Source organism: Rhodoferax potami (assembly GCF_032193765.1).
Classification (GTDB): Bacteria; Pseudomonadota; Gammaproteobacteria; order Burkholderiales; family Burkholderiaceae_C; genus Allorhodoferax; species Allorhodoferax potami.
Window position 1 is genome coordinate 2,532,425 of the sequence record NZ_JAVBIJ010000001.1, and the last position, 25,043, is coordinate 2,557,467.

24 protein-coding genes and 3 pseudogenes are annotated in these 25,043 nt (G+C 55.1%); 6 read left to right on the plus strand and 21 right to left on the minus strand.

Annotated elements, in window-relative coordinates; translation table 11 throughout:
• Positions 1-7: 7 nt before the first annotated feature.
• The 17 genes and pseudogenes from sctV to RAE21_RS12195 form a co-directional block, all read right to left on the minus strand.
• Complete coding sequence (gene sctV, locus RAE21_RS12115; RefSeq protein ID WP_313881581.1) at positions 8-2,116, minus strand: type III secretion system export apparatus subunit SctV; 2,109 nt, start codon at positions 2,114-2,116, stop codon at positions 8-10.
• A gap of 13 nt (positions 2,117-2,129) precedes the next feature.
• Positions 2,130-2,456 (minus strand): tetratricopeptide repeat protein, encoded by a 327-nt coding sequence (locus RAE21_RS12120; protein ID WP_313881582.1) that lies wholly within the window; start codon positions 2,454-2,456, stop codon positions 2,130-2,132.
• 4 nt (positions 2,457-2,460) lie between these two features.
• Positions 2,461-2,628 (minus strand): hypothetical protein, encoded by a 168-nt coding sequence (locus tag RAE21_RS12125; protein ID WP_313881583.1) that lies wholly within the window; start codon positions 2,626-2,628, stop codon positions 2,461-2,463.
• Between the two features lie 266 nt (positions 2,629-2,894).
• Complete coding sequence (locus tag RAE21_RS12130) at positions 2,895-3,239, minus strand: hypothetical protein (protein WP_313882730.1); 345 nt, start codon at positions 3,237-3,239, stop codon at positions 2,895-2,897.
• The gene (locus RAE21_RS12135; RefSeq protein WP_313881584.1) at positions 3,214-4,338 is read right to left on the minus strand and encodes an HrpJ domain-containing protein; all 1,125 of its coding nucleotides are present in this window, start codon (positions 4,336-4,338) and stop codon (positions 3,214-3,216) included. The genes RAE21_RS12130 and RAE21_RS12135 overlap by 26 nt, the downstream gene beginning before the upstream one ends.
• A gap of 151 nt (positions 4,339-4,489) precedes the next feature.
• On the minus strand, positions 4,490-5,428 hold the full coding sequence (locus RAE21_RS12140; protein WP_313881585.1) for a hypothetical protein: 939 nt from the start codon (positions 5,426-5,428) through the stop codon (positions 4,490-4,492).
• A gap of 68 nt (positions 5,429-5,496) precedes the next feature.
• The gene (locus tag RAE21_RS12145) at positions 5,497-6,603 is read right to left on the minus strand and encodes a hypothetical protein (RefSeq protein ID WP_313881586.1); all 1,107 of its coding nucleotides are present in this window, start codon (positions 6,601-6,603) and stop codon (positions 5,497-5,499) included.
• Positions 6,600-7,052: a hypothetical protein gene (locus tag RAE21_RS12150; RefSeq protein WP_313881587.1), complete on the minus strand. Its 453-nt coding sequence runs from the start codon at positions 7,050-7,052 to the stop codon at positions 6,600-6,602. The genes RAE21_RS12145 and RAE21_RS12150 overlap by 4 nt, the downstream gene beginning before the upstream one ends.
• Positions 7,053-7,071: 19 nt before the next feature.
• Positions 7,072-7,695, minus strand: a complete 624-nt coding sequence (locus RAE21_RS12155; RefSeq protein ID WP_313881588.1) for a hypothetical protein — start codon at positions 7,693-7,695, stop codon at positions 7,072-7,074.
• Between the two features lie 57 nt (positions 7,696-7,752).
• Positions 7,753-8,028, minus strand: coding sequence for a hypothetical protein (locus RAE21_RS12160; protein ID WP_313881589.1), 276 nt, complete (start codon positions 8,026-8,028; stop codon positions 7,753-7,755).
• Positions 8,029-8,115: 87 nt separating this feature from the next.
• A pseudogene (locus RAE21_RS12165) lies at positions 8,116-9,012 on the minus strand (transposase); the annotation flags it as partial.
• Complete coding sequence (locus tag RAE21_RS12170) at positions 8,996-10,468, minus strand: IS5 family transposase (protein ID WP_313880209.1); 1,473 nt, start codon at positions 10,466-10,468, stop codon at positions 8,996-8,998. The gene RAE21_RS12170 and the pseudogene RAE21_RS12165, both read right to left, overlap by 17 nt.
• A 124-nt stretch (positions 10,469-10,592) precedes the next feature.
• Positions 10,593-11,219, minus strand: a pseudogene (locus RAE21_RS12175) (transposase); the annotation flags it as partial.
• Between the two features lie 640 nt (positions 11,220-11,859).
• Complete coding sequence (locus RAE21_RS12180; protein ID WP_313881590.1) at positions 11,860-13,236, minus strand: HD-GYP domain-containing protein; 1,377 nt, start codon at positions 13,234-13,236, stop codon at positions 11,860-11,862.
• A 131-nt stretch (positions 13,237-13,367) separates the two neighbouring features.
• Entirely contained in the window at positions 13,368-13,724 is a 357-nt protein-coding gene (locus RAE21_RS12185; RefSeq protein ID WP_313881591.1) for a response regulator, read from the minus strand.
• A gap of 5 nt (positions 13,725-13,729) precedes the next feature.
• On the minus strand, positions 13,730-14,416 hold the full coding sequence (locus tag RAE21_RS12190; protein ID WP_313881592.1) for a hypothetical protein: 687 nt from the start codon (positions 14,414-14,416) through the stop codon (positions 13,730-13,732).
• A gap of 463 nt (positions 14,417-14,879) precedes the next feature.
• Entirely contained in the window at positions 14,880-15,830 is a 951-nt protein-coding gene (locus tag RAE21_RS12195) for an IS5 family transposase (protein WP_313881593.1), read from the minus strand.
• A 285-nt stretch (positions 15,831-16,115) separates the two neighbouring features.
• On the opposite strand from RAE21_RS12195, the gene RAE21_RS12200 reads away from it, so the two are divergent.
• The 4 genes from RAE21_RS12200 (at position 16,116) to RAE21_RS12215 (ending at position 19,934) form a co-directional block, all read left to right on the plus strand.
• On the plus strand, positions 16,116-17,066 hold the full coding sequence (locus tag RAE21_RS12200) for an IS5 family transposase (protein WP_313881594.1): 951 nt from the start codon (positions 16,116-16,118) through the stop codon (positions 17,064-17,066).
• Positions 17,063-17,227, plus strand: a complete 165-nt coding sequence (locus tag RAE21_RS12205; RefSeq protein WP_313881595.1) for a hypothetical protein — start codon at positions 17,063-17,065, stop codon at positions 17,225-17,227. Before RAE21_RS12200 ends, RAE21_RS12205 begins: the two co-directional genes overlap by 4 nt.
• An 84-nt stretch (positions 17,228-17,311) precedes the next feature.
• Entirely contained in the window at positions 17,312-18,025 is a 714-nt protein-coding gene (locus RAE21_RS12210) for a sensor histidine kinase (protein ID WP_313881596.1), read from the plus strand.
• Between the two features lie 436 nt (positions 18,026-18,461).
• Positions 18,462-19,934: an IS5 family transposase gene (locus RAE21_RS12215; protein ID WP_313880209.1), complete on the plus strand. Its 1,473-nt coding sequence runs from the start codon at positions 18,462-18,464 to the stop codon at positions 19,932-19,934.
• A 13-nt stretch (positions 19,935-19,947) separates the two neighbouring features.
• Here RAE21_RS12215 and istA (RAE21_RS12220) read toward each other — a convergent pair.
• The 4 genes and pseudogenes from istA (RAE21_RS12220) to RAE21_RS12235 form a co-directional block, all read right to left on the minus strand.
• A pseudogene (gene istA, locus RAE21_RS12220) lies at positions 19,948-20,820 on the minus strand (IS21 family transposase); the annotation flags it as partial.
• Between the two features lie 143 nt (positions 20,821-20,963).
• Positions 20,964-21,791 carry an IS21-like element helper ATPase IstB gene (istB, locus tag RAE21_RS12225; RefSeq protein WP_313879687.1) on the minus strand — a complete coding sequence of 276 codons (828 nt, stop codon included), beginning with the start codon at positions 21,789-21,791 and terminating at the stop codon, positions 20,964-20,966.
• On the minus strand, positions 21,788-22,861 hold the full coding sequence (gene istA, locus RAE21_RS12230; protein ID WP_428984048.1) for an IS21 family transposase: 1,074 nt from the start codon (positions 22,859-22,861) through the stop codon (positions 21,788-21,790). The genes istB and istA (RAE21_RS12230) overlap by 4 nt, the downstream gene beginning before the upstream one ends.
• 58 nt (positions 22,862-22,919) lie before the next feature.
• Entirely contained in the window at positions 22,920-24,107 is a 1,188-nt protein-coding gene (locus tag RAE21_RS12235; protein ID WP_313881597.1) for an IS5 family transposase, read from the minus strand.
• 242 nt (positions 24,108-24,349) lie between these two features.
• Here RAE21_RS12235 and RAE21_RS12240 point away from each other — a divergent pair, with 242 nt between their 5' ends.
• Together RAE21_RS12240 and tnpB are read left to right on the plus strand one after the other, a co-directional pair.
• Positions 24,350-24,688 (plus strand): hypothetical protein, encoded by a 339-nt coding sequence (locus RAE21_RS12240; protein WP_313881598.1) that lies wholly within the window; start codon positions 24,350-24,352, stop codon positions 24,686-24,688.
• Positions 24,688-25,035, plus strand: a complete 348-nt coding sequence (gene tnpB / locus RAE21_RS12245; protein ID WP_313873004.1) for an IS66 family insertion sequence element accessory protein TnpB — start codon at positions 24,688-24,690, stop codon at positions 25,033-25,035. The genes RAE21_RS12240 and tnpB overlap by 1 nt, the downstream gene beginning before the upstream one ends.
• Positions 25,036-25,043 lie beyond the last annotated feature (8 nt).

The window sequence follows — 25,043 nt, forward strand, 5'->3', positions numbered from 1 at the left end:
CCTGCATTTATCCGAACTCGATGCGGGCGAGCGGTTGCACGCTGATTTCCGGTGACAACTCTTGGTACGACAGCACCGCCACTTCATACAGTTCTTCTTCGATCATCTTGCGCACATAGCGCCGGATGTCCATGCTGGTCAGAATCACGGGCTTGTGGCTGATGGCGGACAGGTCGCCCACCGCCGCACGGATGCGGTCCACGATGTCACTGGTCACCGCTGCATCGAGTGCCAGGTAGCTCCCCATCGAAGTCTGGCGGATGCCGTTGCGGATGACATCCTCGCCTTCCAGCGAGATCAGGTACGCGGACAGCATCCGTTGCCTGTCGGCGAACTGGTGCGAAATCTGGCGCTTGAGCGCCGTGCGCAAGTGCTCCGTCAGCAGCACCACATCACGCTCCTTGCCGCCCCACTCCACCAACGCTTCGGCGATAGCGCGCAGGTTGCGTACCGAAACCCCTTCGCCCACCAGCCGCTGCAGCACGTCGGCCATCCGCTGGCCAGGCACCACACGGTGCAGCTCGGTGATGAGGTCGGGATAGTCCGCCTGCATCTGCGACACCAGGAAATGTACTTCTTGGATACCAATGAACTCTCGTGCATGGCGCTGGAGCGTCAGCCGCAGGTGGTGCGCCAGTATCTGCATCGTGTCCAGTGACTGGATGCCGTATTCGCGCAGCTGGGCCGCCCCTTGCGTTGGCGTCCATAGGGTGGGAATGTTGGGCAGAAACGGTGCGGCCTCCTCAATATGAATGTCCAGGGCTTCCAGATTCTCCGGAGCCTCGCGCACCAGCAGATGCCCAGGGCGCAACAGCCCATGCGCAGCGGAGATCTCGTGCACAAGGATCTGGTACGCGTTGCGGGCCAGGCCCTTGTTGTAGCGAAGGTGCACGGCCGGCAGTGGCACGCCAAGCTCCAAATAAGTATCTTCGCGCACTTTCTGCAGCTCGGGGATCAGCACCTTCGCGTCAAGCGTTTGCTCGAGTTCGTGTGCCAGATCCAGCACCAATGGCATGGTGGGCGTGTAGGAAGCGGCTGACTTCTCGTCGGCATCACCCTGGTCCTTGGAGGCCCCCGCACGCGCCGTGGGGCCGGCGGTTCGATCAGCAGGCGTTGCCACGCCGTTCAGTCCACGGCGCAACAACACAAACCCGACACCGCCTGCGAGCAGGGCCAGCACCATAAACACCGAGCCCGGCATGCCCGGGATCAGCGCAAAGCCCAGCATGATGGCGCCGGCCACCAGCAGTGCATTGGGCTGTGCCAGTATCTGCTCCGCAATGTCGCGGCCCACGTTGCTGCGCCCACTGTCCTCGCTGGTCACGCGCGTCACAATCATGCCGGCCGTGATGGAAGTCAGCAATGCCGGAATCTGGGCGATCAGTCCTTCGCCGATGGTGAGCACAGAGTAGATCGTCATAGCCTCGCTCGCCGGCAGGCCGCGCTGCATGGTGCCGATCAGCAGCCCCCCTCCCAGGTTCACGATGACGATGATGATGGAGGCAATGGCGTCTCCTTTCACAAACTTCACGGCGCCATCCATGGCCCCGTAGAGTTGGCTCTCTTTCTCCAGCCGTGTGCGGCGGCGCCTCGCTTCATTCATGTCGATGGCGCCAGCACGCATGTCCGCGTCGATGGACATCTGCTTCCCGGGCATGGCGTCTAGCGAAAACCGCGCAGCCACTTCCGCCACCCGCTCGGCGCCCTTGGTGATCACGATGAACTGCACGATGGTGAGGATCAGGAACACCACCAGTCCCACCACCAGATTCCCTCCCACCACGAAGTTGCCAAAGGCCTCGATGATGTACCCCGCATCGGCCTGCAGCAGGATCAGACGCGTGGTGGCGATCGACAGCCCAAGACGGAACAGGGTGGTGATCAGCAACACCGAAGGAAACGATGTGAATGCCAGCGGGCTGGGCAGGTACATCGCCACCATCAGCAACAGCGCCGACACCGCGATGTTGATGGCCACCAGCACATCGACCAGCAAAGTGGGCAATGGCAAAACCAGCATGAACACCACGGCCATGAGGATGACCGCAAGCACCAGGTCAGCACGACGGGCAGCAACAGCAATGAAGCGCTGAAGGGATGACAGAGCGTTTTCCATGGACAACCCGACGTCAAGGCAGTGCCTTGCGGCACTCCCTGTATTTGTTGAACGCCATGCGAGCGTCGTCCATGTGCCCCATGCGCGCCAAAGCCCTGCCGCGCAAGAAATGGGCGACGGGGTCGTGCGATGACTCCAGCACGCTGAGTGTGGCAGCGGCATCGGCTGGCCTGCCACATCCCAGCTGGGCACTCGCTAGTGCCAGCCGTAGCTCGCTGCTCGCGGGCATCAACTTCACCAGTAAATCGAACAGAATAGAAGCCTCCTGAGGGCGTCCACAAGAAAGATGGCGCCATGCCAGCACAATGACGGCCTGAGCTTGCGATAGATCAAAGGTCATCACGTCACACCCCGAGCAGTGCGTTTCGTCCCTGCAGGACCACGGCGTAGCAGGTCAAGGCATTGCTCAGCACGCGCACGGCATTGGCCTGCACCGGGTCGGCTTCCAGCTGCGTGATCGCGGAACGCAATGCGCTGAGGTGGTCGGTCTGAGAAGCGGGCGATCGTGGCAACAGTCTGCCCTCCAGTTCCGCCAGCATTCGGTCTTCGCTCCAGCCTCGCCCCAGGCCAGCGTCCGCCGGGCTGCCCACGGCCGACTGGCCGGAGGGCCCCTGCGCAACGCCTGGCGACACGAGGGCACGGGAATGCGCGCTCCCGGGCAGCCCGGCGGCGCTCTCCCCGCCCCTCCGCGACCCCGCGTCCAGATATGGCAACCGGGAAACGACCCAGTTGATCGCGGGGCCGATGCCGACAGGGTTCGAAACGGGGTCCGTCATGTTCAGCAACAGGCAACAGCAAACCGCAGCAGATCGGCGCGCGCGCTGTCCACGGCGCTGGCCGTGAGACAGCTACGCTCCAGGCGGATGGTCAGCAGCAGCGAATCGGCATGCACGCCAACGGCCACGGCAACACGCTGGGGTCCGCGCAGGTTAGCCTTTTCAAGGGCACTGCACGCCACAGCCATGAGATTTGGGGCGTTCGATATGACGCGTGTAAGAGTCAGGTCTTCATGATCCCGCGCCTCTAGAGTAGTCCACCCAGCGGCATCCTCATCTAGGCGAACACAAAGCGCACCACGAAAAAACAGATCGGGTGTCTCAGGTCGAGGGCTGTGGTGATTCATCAGCATCTCCCAGAATCATGGTGTCGAGTAGGCTGGCCAGCACCTGGTCAGCATTGAGTTTGTGATCGGCGTCAGGGAACATGCGTTCGGGCACCTGCCGCAAGATGGCCTTGAGGCCATGCAGGAAAACAAGAACGCGCTCGGGCTCGTTCATGCTGCCAGCGGCGGACGATTCCCCTGCGGACTTTCTGGCTTCATCTGACGCATCGCCAGAGCCCAGCGCAACGCCGTAGGTCCAAGCGGAATGCTTCTGCTCCAAGTTCATCCCGTACTGGTACAGGAGGGATCGAACATCGCCCAGCGTCAACCACTGCGACACCCATTCGGCGAGAGCGCCCAGCAGCGAAGCGCCCTCGTCTGCATCGGCTGCGCCTGCTCCGTCCTGGCTGGAACGGCTGCTCTGCGGGTGACCCCGCCTGCGCAAGCGTGCACGGCGACCCAGGTCGCGGCAGTTCTTGAGGAAAGGCAACAACGCCCCCATGAGGAACAGTTCATGCAAGATGGCTTGCAACCGTTCGGTGGGCAGCGACGGGCGGGCCGCCCCCATGTCGGCACCCAGCGCACGGCGCAAGCGCTCGACCGCAGCCTCGATGTTGTCGCCATAACGCTCCAGCAGCAACGATAGCGTGCGCGACAACGTGCCGCCGTCCAGCACCGCATCGTGGTAGGCCTTGCGGTCCTTCGCACCGCGGTCATCGGCGTCCGCGAGTGCCGGGGCGATGTTGACATCGGCACGGATTCGAACGCCATCACGTGCCCACAGCACGTCGATGCGATCGCGCAGCACCTCCAGCGCGGGATTGCTCTCGCCCCGCTCTTCGCCCTGGGCCAGTGCATGCGACAGCAACAGAAACTGTTCCGTGGAGCCACTGAGGGACTTCAGCGCCAGCTGCAGGGAGCCCGGATGCCGCGCAGATTCCAGCAATTGCGAGGCAAGACGCCGCGCGTCGTTCTTCTTGTGCTGTGGGTTGTGCCACAGCACCTCCAGCATCGCTTCAATCTGCTCCAAGCGGCGCAGCGCCGGCGACTCGTAAGGCAGCAACGCACGCTCTTGCAGCGAACGCTGCTGCCGGCGGGCTTCAGAAAAGAATTGCGCCATCTCCTCCGCCATATTGGTGAGAGAGTCGGCAGGCGGCGTGTTAGAACCACGAGAAAGCAGGGACGCCTGCTGAGCCAGCTCAGCAGGCGTCCATGAAGTGGTTAGAGAATGCGTGCCGAGCATAGCCATGGCTCCAGACTTATCCGGCAGATCAGACGTTTTGCGCGGTGTTCATGTTGACTTGGTGTTCGCTGTCTATTTTCGACTTCAACTGGTCCAGCAAACGCCTTACCATCTCGCCCAGATCGCGCTCGAACTCTTGGTTGTTTTGTTGCGCGCCTTGCAGATACTTCTCCAGTGCCTCTATCAGCATCTTGTCTTTCTCCACCCCCGAAGAGTAGTACTTGCAAATGCTCTCCAGGAGCTCGCCGAGATTCTTGGTTGCGGTAGCCATTCCATGCCAGAGGGTGGCATCGGCTTCCATCCCCTTGAACTCGCTGCTCTCTGTGAAGGTCTTCCATTCCGCATTGGCCAACTGCTGCTTATCCACGTAGTTTTGGCGGGCATCTCTGAGTTTTTCGTGCGCAGCAATCTTGCCCGGGTCGTCAGGAGGAGCACTCTTCAACTTTCTGAACTCCGCTTCTGCGAGCTTGAGGTCCTGTTTGGCCTCGGCCAGGCCCCCCTGCGTCCTTACCATTCCGGATTTCAGCGTCTGCATGGACTGCAAGGCGCTGAACACCTGCATGCCCCCCGACACAATACCCGCGACCCCCTGCACTACGCCGCCAATGAATTGCGCCAACGCCGCACTCAACATTTTGGCTGCGGCGAGTTCCACCATGCGCATCATGGTCATCACGGTAAACGTACTCTGTTCGCGGGCTGCCAATCTGGACATGGTGAAAATTTCTAGATACACACCCAGCAAGGCTGCCAGGTCCGCCATCAACTGCTGTTTGGGACTCAACCGGATGCCGGTCGCAGCACTTACGGAGGGGGTTGTTGGCTTGTCCACATAGGTCGGCGTCATTGCCGCAGCAGAAGCGTTGAGACTTCCGGGCGACACACTAGGCGCCCCACTGGTGAGAGGTTCATCGTCACTCACCCGCGCGGCCCATGGAGGTGCCAGCGTCTCGGTAATGGTGTTCATGTGGTTCTCCTAAGTGAAAGAATAAGAAAGAATAAGAAACAATGAAATCCGGGGTGATCCTGGTGGATTCACGCGGAAATGCTCTTGTTCAGCGCATCCTCGCTGCTCAGCAGCTTCTGGCGTTGCGTCAAGAAGGTGTCCAGTACGTCCCGAAAGCCCTGAAGGTCGTCAGCGTATCGCTTGGCCTTTTCTGCAAGGAAATCCAGGAAGGCTTGGCTTTGCATTTCCAGGGTCTGGATCTCGGCGAGCTCCATGTTCTCTTTTGCAGAAACAATGTTTGCGCTGCCCGATGCGATGGCTGTCAGACCCGACAAGAGGGTCACGAGCGCCTGAAGAGACTTGGCCACGGCGTCTGTGGAAGCCTTGAGTGCGGAGGCGGCGAAACCTCCGCCAACCGCGCCCATGACCGCGGTGACGATCTGAAACGCGAGGCCCAGCCATTTTCGAACATCTTCCACCACCTGGGCACCATGCCCCCCGATCTTCATCATGGCCGCGACGAAGCCGGCCAGGCTGATGTCGGGCCCGCCCCAATGCTGGGAGATGGAGCTGGCAATTTCCATGACCGTCAGCACAAGGGCCCCGATGGTCAGGGCCGCCAGGCCGACCTGCCCCGTGGCCAGCAGGGCAACCGTTGACAGCACAAGGGCAACCGCGGCGAAGATCTGCGCAATCCAGCCAAAGATCTTCGAAAGGATGCCAGCGGAGGCGGCCTCGGACGCTTCCTGGATGGCCTTCTTGTGGACCTTCTGAATGATCTCCGCCTGCATCTTCTGCTTGTCGCAGGCGTAAACCAGCCCATCCCGCACGGTTTCGATGACATCATCCATCGTCATGGAGCTGTTACGGAAGGCGGTGGACATCTTGACATCGAGGGATTTCGTCAACCCCAGCAAGAAATCATTCAACGTCGAGCCCTGCGAAAGGAGTTCGGTCGAAGCACTGGCTGGCAAAGGCTCACTGGAGTTGAAGTTCGCCGCCAACGGCGCACTGAGTGCCGGCGATGCGTCGCGCCTGGGGGCGGCTTTGGACGAGGCCGACACATGGATGATGGTGTCATTGGCGCGGGAGGGGGGCGGGAGGCCTGTGTTCACGGGGGGTTGTCCGACATCGGCGTTGATGTTGGACAACCATGAGAGGTTCAGGCTGTTGTTGGCGTAGTTCACAGTGCTCATGGCATGGATTCCTTTGAGTGCATCTTCTTTGCTGCGGACTTGACAATACCGAGCGCCCGGCTGCGCATGTCGGCATGGACCTCGGAACCGGCGGTTTCGTCCAGAAAGGTTTGCGCCGCCTCACTGGCCTGCATCCACCCGCCTACCCCCATGAAACATTGGGCGAGGTAAAACAGTACCGTGGCGTCTTCCGGCTGAAGGCTGTAAGCGCTGGCATAGCCCATGGCAGCTTGCTGGTACTGACCACTGAGTTGCATGCACGCCGCTACACCTTTGAAGAACCGGGCCTGCGAAGGGTCGATAAAAATCAACCCCAAGAAGGTCTTCGCCGCCGACATGTAACGCCCTTGCGCGTAGTCGCCCATGGCGGCGGCGTAAAGGCGCTCCACCTCGCCGACCGTTTTGGGCCGGGAAGCCAGGGTTTCTGCAGGAGTGGGAGCGAGCGACATGGCCATTCCAGCCATCCATTCAGCCAGGGAAGTTTCTCAACACGCCGGCCCCGACGTCGTAACTGCTCTTCATGAGCGTGGACAGGAACTGCGTCACGCTTTCAATCTTTGAACGCAGCGACTGCAGCGTCAGGTTGTCCTGGGACGTGAGCGAATTCAGCGCAGTAATGGCCGACTTGGTGTACTCCGCCTGCTGATCAAGGTAGGTAAACACCTGTTTGGACGACAGGGTATTTTTGCCATCAGTAGTCGCCCAGTACTTCATTCCCGCGGTCTTCAGATCGTAGGAAGACATTCCATTGAAGACTGGTCCTTTGCTCGAGTTTGAATATATGCTAAGGTCTGTTTGCTTCATATCGGGAAAAGGGGAAACACTCGAACTGTCAAAGGTCCAGACCCCTGAGTATTTGGGTTCGTCAGATCCCGGGTCCGTAACTAGTCGTGCTAAGTTTTGCTGCAATTTGAGTCGTTCCTTCAACGCGTCGGTTTGCTGGCGATCATTGTTCATCTTGCCGAGCAGTTCGCCCTGCATGAACTCCAGACAATCAATGAAGGATTTTGCCAATTCGATGACAAGCAAGTCATTTTTCAGCCCGACATTTCGAACTGTGCCAACGGAATCAATAGCTGAAGTAATGGACATATAAATAACCCTTGTATTGTTGTAAAAAGAGAACTGACTGACAGTACCGCTGGGGGTTCAGACAAAACCGGGTGGGTGTCGTCGTGCGCTGAGTGGCCGAGGCTTGTTGTCCGTGTGAGCTTCTTGAACGGACTGAGACAGCGCCGCACGCATGCCTTGCAACACATCCAGCTTGGCTTGTGCGTGGGCACCGGATACCGGTTCGCTCATGAGTGCAAACAATTTTTCTGCATTGCGGCGCAACTCTGTTGAGCGCTTAGCGGATGCGCGAATGTAGTGATCCCCTGGCATCGCTGCAGGGCCAGCGGGCATTGGCGGTAATGTCTGGACCATGTTTCAATCTCCAAGTTGTTTACACATGTGAGTGGGTACGCGAAATACAAAAGTTCAGTCCATTGCACTTAGTCGTCCCTGCAAAATTCACTTCAAGCCCCCCCCCCAGCGCCGATCTGAGCCTTGCAGTCGGTTGAGGCCGATGATTTTGGCCAATTTCTCAAACAAGCCCGTCAAACCGCTCACCTGCAGCAGGCACAACAAAAGGCCCAGGCCTTTCCGGGCGATCATCCGCAGCAGCCAGCGGATGTTGTAGCCCGCCGCGCACAGCACCGCGTGCAGTGCATCGCCTGCTGAGCCTTTGAGGTGGCAGCGGTCCATGCGGTGATCCGCTTTGAGGTGCCCGATGATCGGCTCGATCGCTTGGCGCCGTTTGAGCAGTCTGCGCTCTTCATCGGTCAACCGCTTGTCCTTGCCCCGGTGTTTGATCTCAATGTCCGGGTTGTCTTTGTCCACACCCCGGTAGCCCAAGTCTGCGTACACCACCTCGGGCTTGACCCCCAAGCCTTGCATCAGGATAGCGCTTTGCTCGATCTGCTCGTGCATGGTGTGCCCGTCATACGGGTTACCGGGAAAGCTCCTGGCTCCCACGATCAAATTGCCCTTGAGCGTCATGGCCAGACCCACCTTCACGCCGAACTCGTACGGATTGCGGCTCTTGCCTTTTGAGATGCACTCCACCTCGGGCGCATGCCAGCTGTAGAGCTTGGCGCGGTTGTCCACTGCCTTGCGACTGCCGGTCTGCGTGACCAAGCGTTTGGCCTTGTCCAAGGTCTGGCCCAAGGTCTCTTGTATGGCTTGGCTGAGCGTGGTCATCTTGCGAGCCACCTCGCGCTGCAGCCGTCCAACGATGGTGCGCTGGCGTTTGATGGCTTTGCGCATGCGCTTGAACTGGCGGGCATGGGCATAGCGCCCAGCCTTGTAGCCCAGCAGTTGGCCTTCTTTGGTCGTCCCTGCAAAATTCACTTCAAGCCACCCCCCAGCGCCGATCTGAGCCTTGCAGTCGGTTGAGGCCGATGATTTTGGCCAATTTCTCAAACAAGCCCGTCAAACCGCTCACCTGCAGCAGGCACAACAAAAGGCCCAGGCCTTTCCGGGCGATCATCCGCAGCAGCCAGCGGATGTTGTAGCCCGCCGCGCACAGCACCGCGTGCAGTGCATCGCCTGCTGAGCCTTTGAGGTGGCAGCGGTCCATGCGGTGATCCGCTTTGAGGTGCCCGATGATCGGCTCGATCGCTTGGCGCCGTTTGAGCAGTCTGCGCTCTTCATCGGTCAACCGCTTGTCCTTGCCCCGGTGTTTGATCTCAATGTCCGGGTTGTCTTTGTCCACACCCCGGTAGCCCAAGTCTGCGTACACCACCTCGGGCTTGACCCCCAAGCCTTGCATCAGGATAGCGCTTTGCTCGATCTGCTCGTGCATGGTGTGCCCGTCATACGGGTTACCGGGAAAGCTCCTGGCTCCCACGATCAAATTGCCCTTGAGCGTCATGGCCAGACCCACCTTCACGCCGAACTCGTACGGATTGCGGCTCTTGCCTTTTGAGATGCACTCCACCTCGGGCGCATGCCAGCTGTAGAGCTTGGCGCGGTTGTCCACTGCCTTGCGACTGCCGGTCTGCGTGACCAAGCGTTTGGCCTTGTCCAAGGTCTGGCCCAAGGTCTCTTGTATGGCTTGGCTGAGCGTGGTCATCTTGCGAGCCACCTCGCGCTGCAGCCGTCCAACGATGGTGCGCTGGCGTTTGATGGCTTTGCGCATGCGCTTGAACTGGCGGGCATGGGCATAGCGCCCAGCCTTGTAGCCCAGCAGTTGGCCTTCTTTGGCGTAGGTCTGTTTGAGCTCGATGCCATTGGCTTTGGCCAACTCGACCACCTTGGATCGGGCGGTCTCCAGCAGCTTGCTGTCGGTGGGATGTGCCACAGCTTTTTCTTGCACCGTGGAGTCCACGATCATGCGGGTCAATTCTTTCTTGGCAATCAGCTTGAGGGTGACCGCCACTTCCATGGTGCGGGCCAGCAGTTCTTCCACGCCTTCTTCGCCCAGAGCTTTACGAAAGCGCCCCAGTTGTGTCGGGTCGCACGGCCACTGGTGTTCAAAGTATTCGTTGCCAGAAAAGTACTGCCAAGTGGGGGTCTCACCCCAGCGCTGGATCACGTCCTCGTCGCTCTCATTGAACGCATGCTTGAGGTACAGCAAGGCAACCATTAACCGGGTGGGCAGACGGGGACGGCCGGCATTGGAGACGCCGCCACCGGCAACGGCCGAGACCGGACCAAACAAGTCCAAGTCTTCTATCTTCTTGCCAGACTTGACCTGGCGTGCCCAGCGCTGGACGAGGGAGGCTTCGATCTCTTGCCAAGGCATGCGGTTAGCAAGCACCGCCAGAGGGTGGCGCAAATCGATCATCTGATCCAGGCGGTTGCGGAAAAAGTCATCGGTCATGGCGCTGCTTTCAAAAACTCCCAGAAAACAGACTCCATTGAATATCTATTTGAGAGTTCTGACCATCCGGAATCACCCCAGATCACAAGCGTTCATGCGGGTTGCAGGGGTTTTGCAGGGACAACTCTTTGGCGTAGGTCTGTTTGAGCTCGATGCCATTGGCTTTGGCCAACTCGACCACCTTGGATCGGGCGGTCTCCAGCAGCTTGCTGTCGGTGGGATGTGCCACAGCTTTTTCTTGCACCGTGGAGTCCACGATCATGCGGGTCAATTCTTTCTTGGCAATCAGCTTGAGGGTGACCGCCACTTCCATGGTGCGGGCCAGCAGTTCTTCCACGCCTTCTTCGCCCAGAGCTTTACGAAAGCGCCCCAGTTGTGTCGGGTCGCACGGCCACTGGTGTTCAAAGTATTCGTTGCCAGAAAAGTACTGCCAAGTGGGGGTCTCACCCCAGCGCTGGATCACGTCCTCGTCGCTCTCATTGAACGCATGCTTGAGGTACAGCAAGGCAACCATTAACCGGGTGGGCAGACGGGGACGGCCGGCATTGGAGACGCCGCCACCGGCAACGGCCGAGACCGGACCAAACAAGTCCAAGTCTTCTATCTTCTTGCCAGACTTGACCTGGCGTGCCCAGCGCTGGACGAGGGAGGCTTCGATCTCTTGCCAAGGCATGCGGTTAGCAAGCACCGCCAGAGGGTGGCGCAAATCGATCATCTGATCCAGGCGGTTGCGGAAAAAGTCATCGGTCATGGCGCTGCTTTCAAAAACTCCCAGAAAACAGACTCCATTGAATATCTATTTGAGAGTTCTGACCATCCGGAATCACCCCAGATCACAAGCGTTCATGCGGGTTGCAGGGGTTTTGCAGGGACAACTTCTTAGAAAATTCTACTTCTGGGGCCTTTGGTTTATCGGGGGGATTACCCACAGCTGAACATCCCTCAGGACGGATGCCTTTGAATTAATTGAATATGGACTGGCAGAATAGACTAAGACCAAGTGTGTAGACCCGATCACACCCAGTCTCGCAGGCCTACACAGAACGCATATGTCGAGATATATCAACAGGATATTACAGCACAGAAGCGCTGAACGTTTGGAATTTGATTTAATGACAGCGGGAGGACCTACGACTGGAAACTGATTGCGGCGCAACAGGCACTTGGGTCAGTTGTTCGGGTCAAAGCCAATGTAACAAATTTCTAGGCGTATCCTACTGGGAATTTAAGAAATAAAAATCACTCTATCTCAGTCTAGTAAAGCGTAATTGCACGCAAGGACTCAGAGAAATTTCACATGGGGCCTCAAAATACACAAATACCAACGGTAGGATAAATACAAAAGTTAGCAGAAATGATCCGATAAAGGGCTTGATATTTTGCAAATCTCATTACCGCAATCTTTGATTCAGAGCCGATGTAGGCATAAAAGCGGGAAGGTCACTCAAGAATCTCAACGCAACATTCGCGGCCCTACTATTATGGCCTGCCTTAAAAATATCTAATTTGTCGAGATGCTCTTCAGTCGCAATATAATTACTGCCATGCCTAAGATCATATAGTTCAACTAACGTTCGATGAGTCGGCCCAAAAGTTATTGGAGCATCATCGGCAAGTAAAGGGAGAACCACATCCGTTATCGGGTTGAATGCATAGGATGATTCGGAAAGAATCGCCAAAATATAGGGAAGCGATTCAACAGGCAAGGAATCCAGTTTTATCTTCACATCTTTAAGTAAGAGTTCTGGTTTAAAGATGATTTCATTTGATAGAAAAGACTTGCTAGCACCTTGTAAGCAAGAATTTAGATTCTCACTAAAATAGCGGATTTCGTCTTCCACTTCAATAAATGCATGAATTACTTCTGGATCGTACATTGAGCCCGAACGTTCAATTAGTACATCTAGCGCACTATCATGTGTCAAGCTTTGGCCTCTAAGGCAGCGAAAAGTCGCAATGTCATATGCTTCTGCAACTGCCAAAATTCGAGCAGTGATCGGTATAAATTCCCCACTTAAGCCAAACGGATAACCAGAGCCATCCCATAACTCCCTATGAGAACTAATAATTTCCTTTGCTAACCTAAAAAAACCTAAGTTGAAACCAAGATGACTTTCAACCTCCTCAAAAAGATCTAGACCGAGTAGCGGATAGGTCTTCAATAGACTCGACTCGTTGGATGTAAGCGGCTGCGTTTTATTGATAATTTCATTTGATATGCAGGCTATACCCACATTGTACAACGGAACAAGTTTAGACAATAAATCAACATTACAAAGACTAAGAGATTCTTTATACTTCTCTTTCCCACTTAATTGATTTGCCAAAGTTTTTACATATTGCTGCAGTCTTTGATGCTTCTGGAAACAAGGATCGATGAGCAATAGAATTGAAGGTAAAAGAGCCTGGATAATTGAAGCTATCGCTTCCGCGCTTTCGCTCCAATGTGAAGTAGCTTCATTTATAACATAGTTATTTGATGCATTTGATATGCTCACCAAATAATTCTGCATTATGTGAGAGCAAATTCGCGCAGTATATATACATCTCTCGCTCGGTTTAAAACTTAATATATTCTTACAGCTCACTGCGTTGGAGTCCCCAACCTGACCTGTAATGCAGCCATCATAAACAGATCGATTTCGAGCGGGCAAACTCGACTTTAAATCGCGCTGCTTGCATATATTTGAATAATCATCTTTTTCCGCACGAATTTGACTCGTAGAATTGATACTACTCGCGCCAGAGACAAAAAATGGATCAGACATAAATAAGCTAAACAAAAAATCCTAATATGGTTGAGAACTTCCTTAAATGCAAAGGATGGCAGACTTCCCCATCATCTGAATCTTCATATTCACAGCAGAATTTTTGCATAAATATTATGATTTGTTGCGATTCAACCCGCACTTAGCCAATGAAGGATTTTTTTTGTATCAAAGGGTTTGGAGAAATAAGCATCTGCACCATATTTCTCGCCAACCTTGATATCTTTTTCTTTGTCTCGTACGGTAACCATAGCAACCAATATATCTTTTAGGAGTGGATCGGTTTTAATGGAGTTCAATACGTCCAAACCATCTAGCTCTCCCGCCATCATGATATCAAGCAAGACGGCGTATGGCTTTTCACGCTTAATTATTTCTAGTGCCTGGATGCCATTACACGCTTCAAATACCTCATAACCAGCCACAAGGTGAATTGAAAGGAGTTTGCAATTTATCTCTTTGTCGTCGACAAGCAGAACTTTTTTCATTTTTCCTATCCTTCCTTTAGATTATCTCGATGAGCCAGATTTAGTGCAATCTCATTTAAATACTCTATCTCTTGTCGAGATAATGAAAATGTTATAGGGGGATCCGAGTTAATACCTGAATGTACATTGACTCCACCGGTTGGTTTCAGCACGGTGTTTCTTGGCTTACTTAAAGAATCATTAATTTTCAAATAATTGCAAATTGGCAACATTAACAAAAACGAATAAATTTCCGAGCGGGGACAGTTGCCAACTCTACATTTGAGTACCTCAAGCTGTCCGCCATGCAGATTTGTTATTAGGCTTGCTAAATCCAGCAATATGGTGGAATTTAAGTGCGGTAACACTTGCAATTCAGGCTCATCAATTTGCTTTAGACGATCTCCTGCTCCGACATTACCGCTTAATGCAACAAATTTTTTATCGCCTGGCAATATTTCTACGTCTATTTTAAGTGGTAGATTTCCAGTTGGAAATGAATCAAATAAAATCTGAAGAGCTATTTTCAACAAACCATATTTGCTTTGAATATAAATTGGACCATCTTGATTACCAGCACTGAGTCGGCAAAGTTTGATTTCTCTATGCCGCAATAGCTGCTCTTTAATTGCAGACTCAATCAAGTCAATCAACGAAATAGACTCGTCATAGTAATCAAAAGTTTCAAGCAAATTTAATTTTGAAAATTCCATTTTTGTAGTTTTAGGCTTCCTGCATTAATCTTTGATGCCCGCACGTAATTATCTGACTTACCCAAAGTCAGATTAGATCTGCCTAGATAAATTTGGGCTACTGGACATGCTGCACGCATGTGTTAAAATATTATTTTTAGCCAAAATAAATATACTGCATCCGCCATTTTAAAGCTTGCAATTTCTTTCATTCTTTGGGATTTTAAAAATTAATTTTTGCCGATTTTTAAGAACTGCAAGTTTTAATTACGAGATTAATTTGTAAATTAAAATTTACATGCTGAAAGTAACTACACTGAAATCTAGGGATGGTGTCCAAAACTCAACGCCGAAGCGGCTGTAAATGTCTGAATCCCGCATAACGGATCTGACGGATTCCATTTCAATTGAATCTGCGCTGCAGCCATCGAAATCCTGGCGTTTTCGCGCCCGATCTGGGCGCCCTGGCCGTTTGCGGGCGCACTCATGCCTGCGATCCTGCTGCCAGTTTCTTGCGAACCATCCACAGGTTCGAGAGCATGAACAGCGTGAACAACTGCGCGGTGTTCTTGGACAGACCGCGATAGCGCACCTTGTTGTGGCCAAACTGACGCTTGATCACCCGAAACGGATGCTCCACCTTGGCTCGAATGCTGGCCTTGAGTTTTTCAATCTGGTCGGTGATCGCACCCAGCGTGCTCGTCTTGTCCAGTGCCCGGCGCTTGCCCGGCCGCATGGCTACATGCCAGTTGACATCCATGCCTTGGGTTTCTTCGCGCTTGCCCACCCCCTGGTAGCCGGCATCGGCATACACGTCGCTCTCGCTTCCATGCACCAGCGCATGGGCCTGCGTGACATCGTTGACGTTGGCCGCAGTGCCCACCATCGAGTGAACCAGGCCAGAGTCAGCATCCGAGCCAATGTGCGATTTCATGCCGTGATGCCACTGATTGCCTTTCTTGGCCTGGTGCATCTCAGGGTCGCGCTTGCCGCTGCTGTTCTTGGTGGAGCTGGGTGCATCGATGACGGTGCCACTGTTGAGCATCAGGCCACGAGCCTTGAGCATGGCATTGACGGTCTCGAAGAATGCCTTGGCCAGGTTGTGCTTCTCCAGCAGGTGGCGAAACCTAAGAATGCTGACCCGATCGGGCAATCGGTCGTTCGTATCCAAGCCGGCAAATTCGCGGTACAGCGGCGTCTCAAACAGAGCTTCTTCCATGGCGAAGTCGCTCAGACCAAAGAGTTGCTGCAGAAGATGCAAGCGCAGCATGGTCTCATGCCCAAAGGGCGGGCGGCCCGTTGTCTTGGGCGGCGACACCGCTATGAGCTGGGCCACCAGCTCAGGCCAGGGAACCACGCAATTCATCAGCTCCAGCAGTTCCATCTTGCGCGTGCGGCGCGTGTTCAGGTCAAGACCAAGGTCGGTTTGTTTCATGCCGTCATTGAACGCAATTTATGTGCCTCAATCATGCAAATCGCCGGAGAGTTTTGAACACATTCCCTAGTCTTGATGCATATTTTGTATATTTCATTCAATTGACATGTCTGACTTTGATTAAAATTGGTTCAGCTTTCCGCCCGCGGGAATAATAAAATGTATTTAGTTACCTTTGTTGCTGTGATAAGATTGTATTTGTGTATTTCTAATACCTAAGGAATGTGTTCAAAACTCTCCGGCGATTTGCATGATTGAGGCACATAAATTGCGTTCAATGACGGCATGAAACAAACCGACCTTGGTCTTGACCTGAACACGCGCCGCACGCGCAAGATGGAACTGCTGGAGCTGATGAATTGCGTGGTTCCCTGGCCTGAGCTGGTGGCCCAGCTCATAGCGGTGTCGCCGCCCAAGACAACGGGCCGCCCGCCCTTTGGGCATGAGACCATGCTGCGCTTGCATCTTCTGCAGCAACTCTTTGGTCTGAGCGACTTCGCCATGGAAGAAGCTCTGTTTGAGACGCCGCTGTACCGCGAATTTGCCGGCTTGGATACGAACGACCGATTGCCCGATCGGGTCAGCATTCTTAGGTTTCGCCACCTGCTGGAGAAGCACAACCTGGCCAAGGCATTCTTCGAGACCGTCAATGCCATGCTCAAGGCTCGTGGCCTGATGCTCAACAGTGGCACCGTCATCGATGCACCCAGCTCCACCAAGAACAGCAGCGGCAAGCGCGACCCTGAGATGCACCAGGCCAAGAAAGGCAATCAGTGGCATCACGGCATAAAATCGCACATTGGCTCGGATGCTGACTCTGGCCTGGTTCACTCGATGGTGGGCACTGCGGCCAACGTCAACGATGTCACGCAGGCCCATGCGCTGGTGCATGGAAGCGAGAGCGACGTGTATGCCGATGCCGGCTACCAGGGGGTGGGCAAGCGCGAAGAAACCCAAGGCATGGATGTCAACTGGCATGTAGCCATGCGGCCGGGCAAGCGCCGGGCACTGGACAAGACGAGCACGCTGGGTGCGATCACCGACCAGATTGAAAAACTCAAGGCCAGCATTCGAGCCAAGGTGGAGCATCCGTTTCGGGTGATCAAGCGTCAGTTTGGCCACAACAAGGTGCGCTATCGCGGTCTGTCCAAGAACACCGCGCAGTTGTTCACGCTGTTCATGCTCTCGAACCTGTGGATGGTTCGCAAGAAACTGGCAGCAGGATCGCAGGCATGAGTGCGCCCGCAAACGGCCAGGGCGCCCAGATCGGGCGCGAAAACGCCAGGATTTCGATGGCTGCAGCGCAGATTCAATTGAAATGGAATCCGTCAGATCCGTTATGCGGGATTCAGACATTTACAGCCGCTTCGGCGTTGAGTTTTGGACACCATCCCTAAATTTCAACTTATGATTCATTTGATATTTTTCGAAAATTGGCTTAATAAGCATCGACTCTCAATCAATCAATAAATGGATAGGGCATGGAAGAAATTGAAAATATTAAATTTAAGTATGCTGAACTAGAGCTTCAGTTATCAAAGAGAACAGAAGAATTGACTGATGCTCTTGTTCGCCTTGAGGATGCTTCGAATTTGATTTGGCAGACACGTCAATATCAAAAGTCCCTGACTCGAATGTTGTCACATGAATTGAGAACACCATTGTCCCTTGTGGATTCCATGGCAATGAATATAGAGTTGGATTTACCAACAAGTGCCGAAGCTTTACGTATGCGCTGCAATCGAATTAGGAGAACAGTCGATCAATTGATAAATTTAATTCAGACCTGCTTAAGCGCGATAAATTGCTTTGGAAATCCAGCTGGAGTATCGAGAGAAGAAGCAGATGTCTGTAATATGGTCTATGAAGCACACGATGCAGCTAGATCTATTTCTACACGACATAAATTTCATATGAACCTCGAAGATTTACCGGATACGATTTTATGTGATCCGGTACTTACCTCGTTAGCTCTACGTGCATTTGCATGCAACGCCGTTACATATACTCCGGCTGGTACCAACATCAATTTTAATGGTCGACTTGACGATGGCGGTTTTATTTTGGAGGTGTCTGATGATGGCCCAGGTGTTTCTGATAAAGATTTTCCATTCTTATTTAAGCAAAATTTCCGGGGGAAAACTCGAATACTTCGCTCGGCGACGGCTTGGGATTGGCCCTTGCGCGTGAAATGATTGAAAGGCAGGGGGGGGGTGTTGAAGCTTTTAATAACCAAGGCGTTGGATTTTCGGTCCAAATGTGGTTGCCTCGTGTAATTCAACGTTGAACTGTGGAGTCAATTGAGATTAAAGCTTAATCCTCGTTCACGTTCAGCGTTTGAAGACCATTAATGCACTAAGTTTGAAATATTCATCGGGCAACGGTTTGTTATGAGCTTTCCTCCTAAAGTTAGTCGTGACAAATGCTTTGTGCTATTCACATTTTCAATAAATTGATAGATTGTATTGTTTGTGTACTGCAATGGCTCTGATAAAGTATTTACTTAGTTGTCCCTGCAAAACCCCTGCAACCCGCATGAACGCTTGTGATCTGGGGTGATTCCGGATGGTCAGAACTCTCAAATAGATATTCAATGGAGTCTGTTTTCTGGGAGTTTTTGAAAGCAGCGCCATGACCGATGACTTTTTCCGCAACCGCCTGGATCAGATGATCGATTTGCGCCACCCTCTGGCGGTGCTTGCTAACCGCATGCCTTGGCAAGAGATCGAAGCCTCCCTCGTCCAGCGCTGGGCACGCCAGGTCAAGTCTGGCAAGAAGATAGAAGACTTGGACTTGTTTGGTCCGGTCTCGGCCGTTGCCGGTGGCGGCGTCTCCAATGCCGGCCGTCCCCGTCTGCCCACCCGGTTAATGGTTGCCTTGCTGTACCTCAAGCATGCGTTCAATGAGAGCGACGAGGACGTGATCCAGCGCTGGGGTGAGACCCCCACTTGGCAGTACTTTTCTGGCAACGAATACTTTGAACACCAGTGGCCGTGCGACCCGACACAACTGGGGCGCTTTCGTAAAGCTCTGGGCGAAGAAGGCGTGGAAGAACTGCTGGCCCGCACCATGGAAGTGGCGGTCACCCTCAAGCTGATTGCCAAGAAAGAATTGACCCGCATGATCGTGGACTCCACGGTGCAAGAAAAAGCTGTGGCACATCCCACCGACAGCAAGCTGCTGGAGACCGCCCGATCCAAGGTGGTCGAGTTGGCCAAAGCCAATGGCATCGAGCTCAAACAGACCTACGCCAAAGAAGGCCAACTGCTGGGCTACAAGGCTGGGCGCTATGCCCATGCCCGCCAGTTCAAGCGCATGCGCAAAGCCATCAAACGCCAGCGCACCATCGTTGGACGGCTGCAGCGCGAGGTGGCTCGCAAGATGACCACGCTCAGCCAAGCCATACAAGAGACCTTGGGCCAGACCTTGGACAAGGCCAAACGCTTGGTCACGCAGACCGGCAGTCGCAAGGCAGTGGACAACCGCGCCAAGCTCTACAGCTGGCATGCGCCCGAGGTGGAGTGCATCTCAAAAGGCAAGAGCCGCAATCCGTACGAGTTCGGCGTGAAGGTGGGTCTGGCCATGACGCTCAAGGGCAATTTGATCGTGGGAGCCAGGAGCTTTCCCGGTAACCCGTATGACGGGCACACCATGCACGAGCAGATCGAGCAAAGCGCTATCCTGATGCAAGGCTTGGGGGTCAAGCCCGAGGTGGTGTACGCAGACTTGGGCTACCGGGGTGTGGACAAAGACAACCCGGACATTGAGATCAAACACCGGGGCAAGGACAAGCGGTTGACCGATGAAGAGCGCAGACTGCTCAAACGGCGCCAAGCGATCGAGCCGATCATCGGGCACCTCAAAGCGGATCACCGCATGGACCGCTGCCACCTCAAAGGCTCAGCAGGCGATGCACTGCACGCGGTGCTGTGCGCGGCGGGCTACAACATCCGCTGGCTGCTGCGGATGATCGCCCGGAAAGGCCTGGGCCTTTTGTTGTGCCTGCTGCAGGTGAGCGGTTTGACGGGCTTGTTTGAGAAATTGGCCAAAATCATCGGCCTCAACCGACTGCAAGGCTCAGATCGGCGCTGGGGGGTGGCTTGAAGTGAATTTTGCAGGGACGACTAAGTAACTGCCGTTGCAACTCCTGAAGTGGCTCGGGCATGGTCTTGAAGGGGGCGCCGTTGCGCAGGGCACCGGGCTTGCGCTCTATCAGGCTGATGTAGTGGCGCCAGTCATAGAAGGTCTGATCACGCTCAAAGCTGCGAACCAGATCAACCACTTCGCCGTGGCTGTCCACCACGCGAAGGAATTCTGGATACGCCCGCAGACTCACTACCGTGTTCACCCATTCGCAAGGCACGCTGTAGCGGTTGCGCTGGAAGTGGATCAGCGCCGTGGAGGTGACCCGCAAAGGTTGCTCCACATAGCCGTCAAATGCCTTGGGCAAGGCCAACAGGCGGCTACGCTCATCCTGCATGACGTCGGCTACTGTGAGCTCCGGCCAGTCCGGGTGGCTCAGTTCTGCCCAACTGTCCTGACAGGCCTGCAGCAACCAGTCATTGAGCTCGGCAAGACTGGTCCAGCGCTTCTCGGCCGCTTCCCGCCAGATGTGCCGACGCCGGTCCTGGACATTCTTCTCCACGCGCCCCTTCTCCCAGCCCGCTGCGCGGTTGCAGAACTCGGCCTCAAACAGGTAGTGCCCTGTCATCGATTCAAACCGGGCATTGACGCTGCGCTCCTTACCTTTACCCACCTTGTCCACGGCCGTTCGCATGTTGTCGTAGATACCGCGCTTGGGCACGCCACCGAACACTTCAAAGGCCTTGGTATGCGCATCAAACAGCATCTCGTGGGACTGGGTGAAGTACGCCACCAGCACGAATGCCCGACTGGCCGCCAGCTTGGTGTGCGCCACTTCCAGACGTTTGCGTAAGCCCCCAATTACTACGTATTCGCAGCTCCAGTCAAACTGGAATGCCTCGCCGAGTGTCAAACGCAGTTTCGATTTGATACAGCTGTCGAACGCAAACGCGGCATGGATTTGATACACCGTTGTGTGGGGCGATTGTCTGTTTTGTCTTTGCTTGTCTTTCAAGCAGTCAGTGGCTCGCCACTGACTGCTTGGCGCCCTTAGGCTGCCTGTTCCTCCTGTGTATCAAGGTGACTGCGTTTTCGTTTGAGTAGGGTATTGCTGCTGGCGGCAATCACACCGGCACGCCGCTTATCTTTCAGGCGATAGGAGTCTCCTGAAATCGGGACCACATGGGCGTGGTGGAGCAGTCGGTCAAGTAGCGCCGCTGTCAGCGTGGCATCGTCTGCAAACGTCTGGTCCCATTGCCCAAACGGCAGATTGGAGGTCAGGATGAGACTTCCCACTTCATAGCGTTTGGCAATGACTTGGAACAGAAGATTCGCCTGTTCCCGATTCATGGGAAGGTACCCGACCTCGTCAATGATCAACAGCCGGTAGGGACGCACGATGCGTTTGATAGCCTCTTCCAGGGTGTTCTGCCGTAGTGCCGTGCTCAGTGTCATCAGCAGATCTGCCGCCGTGATGAAACGCGTCTTGATTCCAGCCTGGGTTGCCCTGTAGCCCAAGGCGATGGCCAAGTGGGTTTTGCCCACCCCACTGGCGCCCAGCAAGACCACGTTCTCGCTGCGCTCCACGAAGGCCAGACTGCCAAGCTCCTGTACCAGGGGTTTGGGCACGCCGCTGGCAAACTGGAAGTCAAACTCATCAAGCGTCTTGATGGCGGGGAAGCCCGCTATGCGCGTGAGCATGGCGCGTGTTCTCTCCACTCTGGCTAGAGCCTCGCCACGCAAGGCTTGCTCCAGGAACTCCAGGTACCCCAGCTCTTTCTTGGCCGCCATTTGCCCCAAGTGGGCAAGCTGATCGGGTAAGTTGAGCAGGCGCAGCTGATCACACAGTTCACGCAGTCTTTCCATTTGCAGGCTCATGGTCGTCCTCCTGCTGAGGCTTGGTTGTGCACCAGCGTGTCATACATCGCCAGAGGATGCTGCAGGCCTCGCCATGCCGCGGCTGGAATTGGCCGGACTGCTGCGCCGCTACCGGTGACTTTTTGCAATTGACGCACTGTTCGCCCACTGTAGGCGCTGGGGATGGCCAGCAGATGTGTGCGCTCCTGTTGCAAAGCCAGTGCCGGCACACACCCAGTGGTTCCGTGGATCCGCACATTGGCAACGTCACGCAGCCAGGTGCGCATTTCCCGATTGGCTGTGTCCGCGTCCACCACCAAGCATTGCTGCTTCATACTCGCCACCAATGGCACCCAGAAGCTGCGCCGGATGTAGCCATTCATGCGTTCGACTTTGCCCTTGGTCTTGGCCCGATAGGGCTTGCACACCCGCGGCACAAAGCCATGGTGGTGCGCAAAGTCAGCAAAGGCACCCTGGAACTGGTGCAGGTTCTTGCCGTAGGCGTCACGCTTGAGGATGACGGTCTTCATGTTGTCGTACAGCACTTCACGGGTGACTCCACCAAAGCTCTCGAACGCCCTGACATGGCACGCCAGTAGTGTCTCCAGCTTCATGTCTGTGACAAACTCCGCGAAGGTCGCCCGGCTGTGGCCAAGCGTTGCCACAAACGCCGCCAACATGCCGTCTTTATGCCCAGACTTGCGGAACTCGATCCAGTCCATCTGCATTTGCTCACCGGGCTGGGTCTCGAACCGCACAACCGGATCCGGGCGCGCCTGTGGACGCAACTCCTTGAGGTACTCCTGCAGGATGCGCACGGAGCCCGTATACCCCTGTGCGGCAATCTCACGCTGCAGCACCGTTGCGGGAATCCAATCAGGCTTGGCCGCCTGAATACGTCCAGCCAAGTAGTCCTTGAATGGATCGAGCTTGCTTTTACGTTCCGGCAGTTTCTTCATGGCCGGCGGACCGCCCTCCAAATACTTACGCACCGTGTTGACTGCCATTCCAGTTTGCGCCGATATCTCGCGCAAGCTCAGCCTGTGCTTCCTTAAAACCTTGAGTTCCATGTACTCCTCGTTCGTAATCATTGCCAGTCCCATCCATGGTTCGGATGGCTTGGCACGTTAGTCGAGGTGTATCAATTCCTCACCGCGTTTGCGTGTCATTTTCATACTGCGCGTGACACCGGTGTTTGATCTCAATGTCCGGGTTGTCTTTGTCCACACCCCGGTAGCCCAAGTCTGCGTACACCACCTCGGGCTTGACCCCCAAGCCTTGCATCAGGATAGCGCTTTGCTCGATCTGCTCGTGCATGGTGTGCCCGTCATACGGGTTACCGGGAAAGCTCCTGGCTCCCACGATCAAATTGCCCTTGAGCGTCATGGCCAGACCCACCTTCACGCCGAACTCGTACGGATTGCGGCTCTTGCCTTTTGAGATGCACTCCACCTCGGGCGCATGCCAGCTGTAGAGCTTGGCGCGGTTGTCCACTGCCTTGCGACTGCCGGTCTGCGTGACCAAGCGTTTGGCCTTGTCCAAGGTCTGGCCCAAGGTCTCTTGTATGGCTTGGCTGAGCGTGGTCATCTTGCGAGCCACCTCGCGCTGCAGCCGTCCAACGATGGTGCGCTGGCGTTTGATGGCTTTGCGCATGCGCTTGAACTGGCGGGCATGGGCATAGCGCCCAGCCTTGTAGCCCAGCAGTTGGCCTTCTTTGGCGTAGGTCTGTTTGAGCTCGATGCCATTGGCTTTGGCCAACTCGACCACCTTGGATCGGGCGGTCTCCAGCAGCTTGCTGTCGGTGGGATGTGCCACAGCTTTTTCTTGCACCGTGGAGTCCACGATCATGCGGGTCAATTCTTTCTTGGCAATCAGCTTGAGGGTGACCGCCACTTCCATGGTGCGGGCCAGCAGTTCTTCCACGCCTTCTTCGCCCAGAGCTTTACGAAAGCGCCCCAGTTGTGTCGGGTCGCACGGCCACTGGTGTTCAAAGTATTCGTTGCCAGAAAAGTACTGCCAAGTGGGGGTCTCACCCCAGCGCTGGATCACGTCCTCGTCGCTCTCATTGAACGCATGCTTGAGGTACAGCAAGGCAACCATTAACCGGGTGGGCAGACGGGGACGGCCGGCATTGGAGACGCCGCCACCGGCAACGGCCGAGACCGGACCAAACAAGTCCAAGTCTTCTATCTTCTTGCCAGACTTGACCTGGCGTGCCCAGCGCTGGACGAGGGAGGCTTCGATCTCTTGCCAAGGCATGCGGTTAGCAAGCACCGCCAGAGGGTGGCGCAAATCGATCATCTGATCCAGGCGGTTGCGGAAAAAGTCATCGGTCATGGCGCTGCTTTCAAAAACTCCCAGAAAACAGACTCCATTGAATATCTATTTGAGAGTTCTGACCATCCGGAATCACCCCAGATCACAAGCGTTCATGCGGGTTGCAGGGGTTTTGCAGGGACAACCAATTCCTCCTGTTCCATTTGCGCTTGATGAGTAACCGGTCACTGTCCGGCGTTCTTGCGAACTGATTGCAGGTACCAAAGAATGCGCCCTGATCAACAAACAGGACGGGGTCGGATATGGAAGAGACGCAGAGCGTGCTCAGGCGTGCAGTGTTGAGTGAACAGACTTGGGCTGAGGTACTGGATCGTTTTGACCGCGCTGGATTGACGATAGATAAATTTTGCAGCCGCGAAGGCATCAGTCGCAGCAGCCTTGCTCGCCGACGCACGCTTAGGAATAAACAGAGGGGAATCGCGTCCCCGCTGCGAACGAACAAGGTAGCCCCCACCACCGTGCCGAAGGCGGCGTTCGTTGATCTGGGCGACCTTGCTGGAGTGCACGGCAGCGGCAATGGAGCCATGGGGTTACGCATCGAACTCGGCTCGGGCATGAGTTTGCATCTGGTACGCCGGTAATGTTCTTTCCCGAGGGCCGCATTCGCGTGTTCCTGTATGGCCAAGCTGCCGATATGCGCCAGTCCTACGACGGCTTGTACGCTCTGGCACGCCAGGGGTTTGAAGTGGATGTGCTGGCCGGACACATGTTTGTTTTCATCAACCGGCGGCAAACACAGATGAAGGTGCTGTACTTTGACCGCAGCGGCTGGTGCCTGTGGTGCAAGCGTTTGGAGAGCGGCAAGTTCTCCCGTAAAGGCGTTCAAGGCGGCAGTGGCGAGATCGACTGCACGGCGCTCAAACTGATGCTCGAAGGCATCGAAGTGCGCCGACGCCACAAACGCTACCAACACCCTGCGCGGAGGTGACGATGTGC